Source organism: Pelagibius sp., assembly GCF_028281305.1.
Taxonomy (GTDB): domain Bacteria; phylum Pseudomonadota; class Alphaproteobacteria; order Kiloniellales; family Kiloniellaceae; genus Pelagibius.
Genome location: NZ_JANQKD010000080.1, coordinates 144,380 through 150,571, shown reverse-complemented (window position 1 = coordinate 150,571; position 6,192 = coordinate 144,380). Strand labels below are relative to the sequence as shown.

The 6,192-nt window shown below is 65.6% G+C and carries 8 protein-coding genes and 1 riboswitch; of the genes, 5 read left to right on the top strand and 3 right to left on the bottom strand.

Going from position 1 to position 6,192, the window contains the following annotated elements; genetic code table 11:
- Nucleotides 1-40: 40 nt before the first annotated feature.
- Nucleotides 41-135: riboswitch (glycine riboswitch) on the bottom strand.
- 158 nt (nucleotides 136-293) lie between these two features.
- Entirely contained in the window at nucleotides 294-791 is a 498-nt protein-coding gene (locus Q0982_RS15925) for a hypothetical protein (RefSeq protein ID WP_299397142.1), read from the bottom strand.
- 99 nt (nucleotides 792-890) lie between these two features.
- Complete coding sequence (locus Q0982_RS15920) at nucleotides 891-1,130, bottom strand: CDGSH iron-sulfur domain-containing protein (RefSeq protein ID WP_299397141.1); 240 nt, start codon at nucleotides 1,128-1,130, stop codon at nucleotides 891-893.
- Nucleotides 1,131-1,412: 282 nt separating this feature from the next.
- Here Q0982_RS15920 and ispH point away from each other — a divergent pair, with 282 nt between their 5' ends.
- The 4 genes from ispH (at nucleotide 1,413) to Q0982_RS15900 (ending at nucleotide 4,519) form a co-directional block, all read left to right on the top strand.
- Nucleotides 1,413-2,372, top strand: coding sequence for a 4-hydroxy-3-methylbut-2-enyl diphosphate reductase (gene ispH / locus Q0982_RS15915; RefSeq protein WP_299397139.1), 960 nt, complete (start codon nucleotides 1,413-1,415; stop codon nucleotides 2,370-2,372).
- 115 nt (nucleotides 2,373-2,487) lie between these two features.
- Entirely contained in the window at nucleotides 2,488-3,453 is a 966-nt protein-coding gene (locus Q0982_RS15910) for a homoserine kinase (RefSeq protein ID WP_299397137.1), read from the top strand.
- A 39-nt stretch (nucleotides 3,454-3,492) separates the two neighbouring features.
- A complete protein-coding gene (gene rnhA, locus Q0982_RS15905; RefSeq protein ID WP_299397136.1) occupies nucleotides 3,493-3,939 on the top strand; it encodes a ribonuclease HI in 447 nt (148 codons plus the stop codon).
- A 157-nt stretch (nucleotides 3,940-4,096) separates the two neighbouring features.
- The gene (locus Q0982_RS15900) at nucleotides 4,097-4,519 is read left to right on the top strand and encodes a group 1 truncated hemoglobin (RefSeq protein ID WP_299397134.1); all 423 of its coding nucleotides are present in this window, start codon (nucleotides 4,097-4,099) and stop codon (nucleotides 4,517-4,519) included.
- A gap of 85 nt (nucleotides 4,520-4,604) precedes the next feature.
- On the opposite strand, the gene Q0982_RS15895 is transcribed toward Q0982_RS15900, so the two are convergent.
- Nucleotides 4,605-5,066, bottom strand: coding sequence for an Lrp/AsnC family transcriptional regulator (locus tag Q0982_RS15895; protein WP_299397132.1), 462 nt, complete (start codon nucleotides 5,064-5,066; stop codon nucleotides 4,605-4,607).
- Nucleotides 5,067-5,202: 136 nt separating this feature from the next.
- On the opposite strand from Q0982_RS15895, the gene Q0982_RS15890 reads away from it, so the two are divergent.
- Nucleotides 5,203-6,174 carry a nucleoside recognition domain-containing protein gene (locus tag Q0982_RS15890; protein ID WP_299397131.1) on the top strand — a complete coding sequence of 324 codons (972 nt, stop codon included), beginning with the start codon at nucleotides 5,203-5,205 and terminating at the stop codon, nucleotides 6,172-6,174.
- Nucleotides 6,175-6,192 lie beyond the last annotated feature (18 nt).

Here is a 6,192-nt window from a genome sequence, read left to right as displayed (position 1 = left end):
AACGCCCAACGGGCGGATTGCGACCACTTTCCAGAAGCGCCTCCCCCTTGCGGTCCTTTTGCCTGAGAGTTTCCGGGGCGGTTGCTCCTTCGGCGCCGGTCTGGTCAAGAGACCGGTCTCTCCCGCTAGGGATCACTGGCATCGCAGTGACGAAGTGGTGAGACCACTTCGTTGCTGACCGGAAGCTAGCCCTTCGCTCGCCGGTTTTCAACCACCGACCGATCAGGCTCTCGTGAGGGTCCAGGCAATCGCCGTCAACCCATTGATATGAGAGCGTTTTCCGACAGATCGGATCAGCGGTTGGCGCGATTGAACTGGAGCTCTTCCGGCGTCAGGTCGAATCCCAGGTAGATCCGGTAGTTGCTGCCGGTTTCCCCCGCGGCGAGGGGAATGATCTGGCCGATCTCCTCCAGCCCGGAAACCCGGGTACGGTTGCCCGGAAAGGGGATCGCGATGTCGAAGGCCTCGCGGGCGAGCACGGTCTGGTCGGCACGCGCCACGGCGACGAAGTAGTTGATGTTCGCCAGGCGGTCGCTGTTAGCGGGGCCGCGCGAAGCGATCACCCGCACCTGGAGATCGACGTCCAGGACATTCTCGTCATATTCGCAGGCGACGAGAGCCGGTTCGATTTCCGCCTCGAAGAGCACGTCCGTCAGGTCACGCCCCTGCCCGTTGAATTTTACCTGCTTTGAAGCATCGGAGAGCAGCACCACTTCCGGACAGGGCCCCGGCGGCGCATCGTCGCCGGCACAGGCAGCCAGGAGCGCGACGGCCGCAAAGGCAACAGCCATGGGCGACTTGCGGAGAACGGTGGGCGCGGATCGGATAGCTTTCATCGGAACTCACAGAATGTCTGGCAGGCCTCAGCTTCGCTTCGGGCGGCGGCCTTGCTAAAGACGGGTATGGCTGCCGTCGCAGAGCGGCTGCTTGCTGCTCTGCTTGCAGCCGCAGAAAAACACATCCTTGCTGGCGGCAGCTTCGTACATGACCGGCGTGATCCCCGTGCCGGAGTGCGATCCATCGCAAAAGGGCTGCTTCTTGCTCCGCCCGCAGGCGCACCAGAAGTACTTCTTTCCGGCCTCAACCTGCACCTTGTAGGGCTCTTTTTGCGCGGGAATCGGGTCTGACATGAAGCCTTCCTTCTGCTGGCCGGCTGGTTTACTGTCCGCGGGCGGGCGCAGGAGTAGGGCTGCATCCGACTCGATTGACCGGCTTTCGTTCGACTGCCGGACTTTAGGGAACCGCCGGGCGGGCGACAAGGCCCGCCTTTGTGCACTCCTGGGGCTCCTGCACCATTGGCGCAAACGGGTCCGAACGCCATATTAACGCCGAGAGCCGTATTAACGCCGAGAGAAAGTGACCCCGAGGGTGTTTCCCTTGCGACAAGTGCCGAGAGGTCTGAGATCACCACGATGAGCAAGAGGCCGCTAACTGTCCTTCTGGCCAATCCCCGCGGGTTCTGTGCCGGGGTCGAGCGCGCCATCGAGATCGTCGAGCGGGCCTTGCAGAAGTATGGCGCGCCGGTCTACGTGCGCCACGAGATCGTGCACAATCGCTTCGTGGTGGAGTCCCTGGAGGCCAAGGGCGCCGTCTTCGTCGAGGAACTGGACGAGGTGCCCGAAGGCGTGCCGGTGATCTTCTCCGCCCATGGCGTGCCCAAGGAGGTGCCGACGGAGGCGGAGCGGCGCGAACTGTTCTATCTCGACGCCACCTGTCCGCTGGTCAGCAAGGTGCATCGCGAAGCGGAGCGCCACGTGCGCGTCGGCCACCACATCCTGCTCATCGGCCACGCCGGCCACCCGGAGGTGGTCGGCACCATGGGACAGGTGCCGGAAAATGCCATCCAGCTCGTCGAGAGCGCCGCGGAGGCCGAGCAGATCACCGTCGCGGATCCGGAGAACCTAGCCTACATCACCCAGACCACCCTCTCGGTCGACGATACGGCGGAAATCATCGCGGTCCTGCGCCGCCGCTTTCCGCAGATCCACGGCCCCAAGAAAGAAGACATCTGCTACGCCACCACCAACCGGCAGGAAGCGGTCAAGTCCATCGCCCAGAACTGCGACGCCCTGCTCGTGGTCGGCGCACCGAATTCCTCCAACTCCCAGCGTCTCGTCGAGGTTGCCGAACGGGAAGGCTGCAAGATCGCGATCCTGGTGCAGCGCGCCGAGGATCTGGACTGGTCGCAGCTGGCCGGGGTGTCCACCCTGGGGCTGACCGCCGGCGCGTCGGCGCCCGAGGTCTTGGTGGAAGAGGTCCTGGAAGCCTGCCGCGCCCATTTCGACGTCACCATCCAGGAAGTCAGCGGGGCCGTCGAAGACGTGATCTTCAAACTGCCGAAAGAACTCTCCGACCGGGCTGCCACGGCCTGACATCTCGGCGGACCCCGGACCCTGAACCCCGGACCCTGAACCCCGGACCCTGAACCCCGGGCCTGAGCGCCCCTGGAGCCCTGCCCGCTTCCGCGAACGAACCCCCTCCCCGCCCATGGCTGTCTACACCGAAGTCTCCGCAGAGGATCTCGCCTGTTTCGTCGCCGACTACGACCTCGGCGAACTGCTTGCCTTCAAGGGCATTGCAGAGGGCGTGGAGAACTCGAACTACCTGCTGCAGTCGGAAAGCGGCAACTACATCCTGACGCTCTACGAAAAGCGGGTGGCGGCGGCCGACCTGCCCTTCTTCCTCGGCCTGATGGAGCATCTCGCCGACAAGGGCATCAGCTGCCCGGTCCCCCTTCAGGCCAAGGACGGCAAGGCCCTGCGCGAACTCTGCGGGCGCCCCGCAGCCCTCATCTCCTTCCTCGAAGGCCTTTGGCCAAGACGCATCCAGACCTACCACTGCAGCGCCCTGGGGGAGGCCATGGCCCGCATGCACCTGGCCGGCGCCGACTTTGAGCTGCAGCGCGCAAACGCCCTTTCCGTGACCGGCTGGCGGCCGCTGCTGGAGTCCTGCGCCCCGCGCGCGGACGAGGTGATGCCCGGTCTCGCAGAAGCCCTGGAACAGGAACTGGCGCTGCTGGAAAGCCAGTGGCCCGAAAAGATGCCGGCCGGCGTCATCCATGCCGACCTCTTTCCGGACAACGTCTTCTTCCGGCGCGAGCGGCTGACCGGCATCATCGACTTCTATTTCGCCTGCAACGACTTCTTCGCCTACGACCTGGCGATCTGCCTGAATGCCTGGTGCTTCGAGCACGACAACGCCTTCAACGTGACCAAGGCGCGCATGCTGCTCCAGGCCTATTCGAAGGTGCGGGCCTTTTCCGACGCAGAGCTTGCGGCGCTGCCCCTGCTGGCGCGCGGCTCGGCCCTGCGCTTCCTGCTGACGCGCCTCTACGACTGGCTGCATCATCCCGAGGGCGCCTTCGTCCAGCCCAAGGATCCCCTGGAGTACTGGAAGAAGCTGCGCTTTCACCAACAGGTGCGCGGACCCGGCGCCTACGGCCTGGACCTCTAGAAACACCCGTACCGATCGAAGGAGCTTGGGCACGGCGCCATGGCGGCAGACCCCGACAGCATCGAAATCTTCACCGACGGCGCCTGTTCCGGCAATCCGGGGCCCGGCGGCTGGGGCGCCCTGCTGCGCTTCAAGGGCCACGAAAAGGAGCTTTGCGGCGGCGAGGCCTCGACCACCAACAACCGCATGGAACTGATGGCCGCGATCGTTGCGCTGGAGACCCTGAAGCGCCCGGCGCTGGTGGACCTGCACACCGACAGCACCTACCTGCGCGACGGCATCACCAAGTGGATCCACGGCTGGAAGCGCAACGGCTGGAAAACCGCCGCCAAGAAGCCGGTGAAGAACGTCGACCTCTGGCAGCGCCTGGAAGCGGCGCTCGGGCCGCATGAGGTACGCTGGCACTGGGTGAAGGGCCACGCCGGCCACCCCGAGAACGAGCGGGCCGATGAACTGGCCCGCGCCGGGCTGGAGCAGGCCCGCTAAGGCGTCGCTGCGCACCCGGATCCACCGGGCCTCCGGCATTTAACCGATCATTCAATCCGGGTGGTTAGTCTAGCCCCCAAGCAGCCGCCATCGGGCAGTCGTTCCGCAACAGTCGGTCTCGGCGGGCGGTGCAGCGAATCGCAGCGGGTGCCGGACCATGGCCGACAGCTTTTTCGACGAACTTGGCGGCATGGGCTGCCTGGAGCGGGTTCACCGGATCTTCTATAGCAAGCTTCTCAGCCACCCCTGGCTGAAGGGCTTCTTCGAGGGCGTGCCGCGCCACCACCTTGAATCCCAGCAGACAGACTTTATGGCCGGCGTGTTCGGCGGCCCCAAGATCTATGCGGGCCGGCCGCCGAAAAGCGCCCATGTCCATCTCTTCATCACCGAAGAGGTCTTCATGCTCCGCCATGCGCTGCTCGAAGAGTCGCTTGTCGAGGCGGGCGTGAAGCCGGATCTGCGAAAGCGCTGGCTGGGCTACGACCTGCGCATGAAGAAGGTGCTGGTGAAGTCGTCGGTCTCGGAGTGCGCCGGCCGCTACAACAACGAACCCGTGGTGGTGGTCGAAAAGCCCTGTTGAGGGAAGGCGAGCCCATGCTTGCCGGGCAGCGGCCCGCTTTGACTGAACCGCCAAGGACACCGGCGCCGCGGGCCGCGTGGGCGGCTTACTCCATGGCCAGCGAGGCTTCGGCCTTCATGGTGCTCATGACCAGATAGGTGGTGAAGGCGACCACGTTGCTGTCGGCGTGGAACAGGCGGTCGGCCAATGCCGAATACTCGTCCATGTCGGCCACATGCAGGATCACCACACAGCTGATGTTGCCGGTGACCATGTAGCACTGGGACACCGCCGCTTCGGTCCTCACACGCTTGATGAAGTCGCGGCGAAACTCCGGGCCGTGGCGTTCCAGCTTCACCGTCACCACGGCGGAAAGCCGCCGGTCGAGCTGGGCCGGATCGACCAGCGCCACGATGCGCCGGATCACCCCGCCCTCCTTCAGCCGGGCGACGCGCCGCAGGCAGGCCGAGGGCGACAGGCCCACCTGCTCGGCCAGGCTCGTATTGGGCAGATCGGCATCCTGACGCAGCAGCGTGAGAATCCGATGGTCGATCTGGTCCAGCTCCATACAAACACAATTATTGCGCAATCTCACAAACCACGCAATCTGTAGCGAACAATTCGCAATCTTCGGCGACAAAGTGCGGCAGGGCTGGGCAATTCTTCGGCTCTCGTTGACCTGCCGGACGGAAGCCGAAGACACCATGACACGCTATCTCACCGATCTCGCCCGCCGCAGCCTGACCACCTTTGCGGAGCTTCTCCAGATCATGCTGCCGGTCATGATCCTGGTGCGCCTGGGCAACGCATTCGGGCTGTCGGAGGCCCTGGCCTGGCTGCTGGCACCGGTGATGGGCCTGGCGGGGCTGCCGCCGGAGACCGGAATCGTCTGGGCCACGGCGCTTCTGACCGGCGTCTACGGCGGTATCGGCGCCTACCTGGTGCTGCTGCCGGACCTGGGCATGACGGTGGCCCAGCACAGCATCCTCTGCGCCATGATCCTCTTCGCCCATGCCCTGCCCGTGGAACAGGCGATCGTGCGCCGGGCCGGGGCCAGCTTTCTGCTGACCAGTCTGCTGCGCGTCGGCGCCGCTCTGGCCTATGGCGCGGCCGTGGCCTGGATCTGCGCAGCAACGGGCGCCCTCTCCGGACCGCTGGAACCCATCTTCCTCGGGGGCGGCGCGGCCGATGCCGGGTGGGGCGCCTGGGCCCTGGAAACGGCGGTCTCTCTGGCCTCCATCCTTGTCATCGTCGCCCTGCTCTTCGCCCTGCTCGACGGGCTGGAGGCGCTCGGCGTGCTGCGCTGGACCACGCGACTTCTGGAGCCGCTGCTGCGCGGCATCGGGCTCGATCCGCGCATGGCGCCGATGACCACCATCGGCATGCTGTTGGGCCTCACCTACGGCGGTGCGCTCATCATCCAGGCCACGAAGGATCAGCAGTTCGATGCCCGCGCGCGCTTCCTCGCCCTCGCCTGCCTGTCGCTGTCCCACGCCCTGATCGAGGACACCGCACTGATGCTGGCGCTGGGCGCCGATGTCTGGATTGTGCTGGTGGGCCGGCTGGTCTTCACCCTGGCCATCGTCGCCGCCCTGGCCGCCCTGCTCAAGCGCTGGCCTGTAAGCACCGGGCGGTCGCGGAACAGAGCCGGGGAGAATTCCGGCGGGCTGCGGTGAACAGCCTCCGAACCGCCG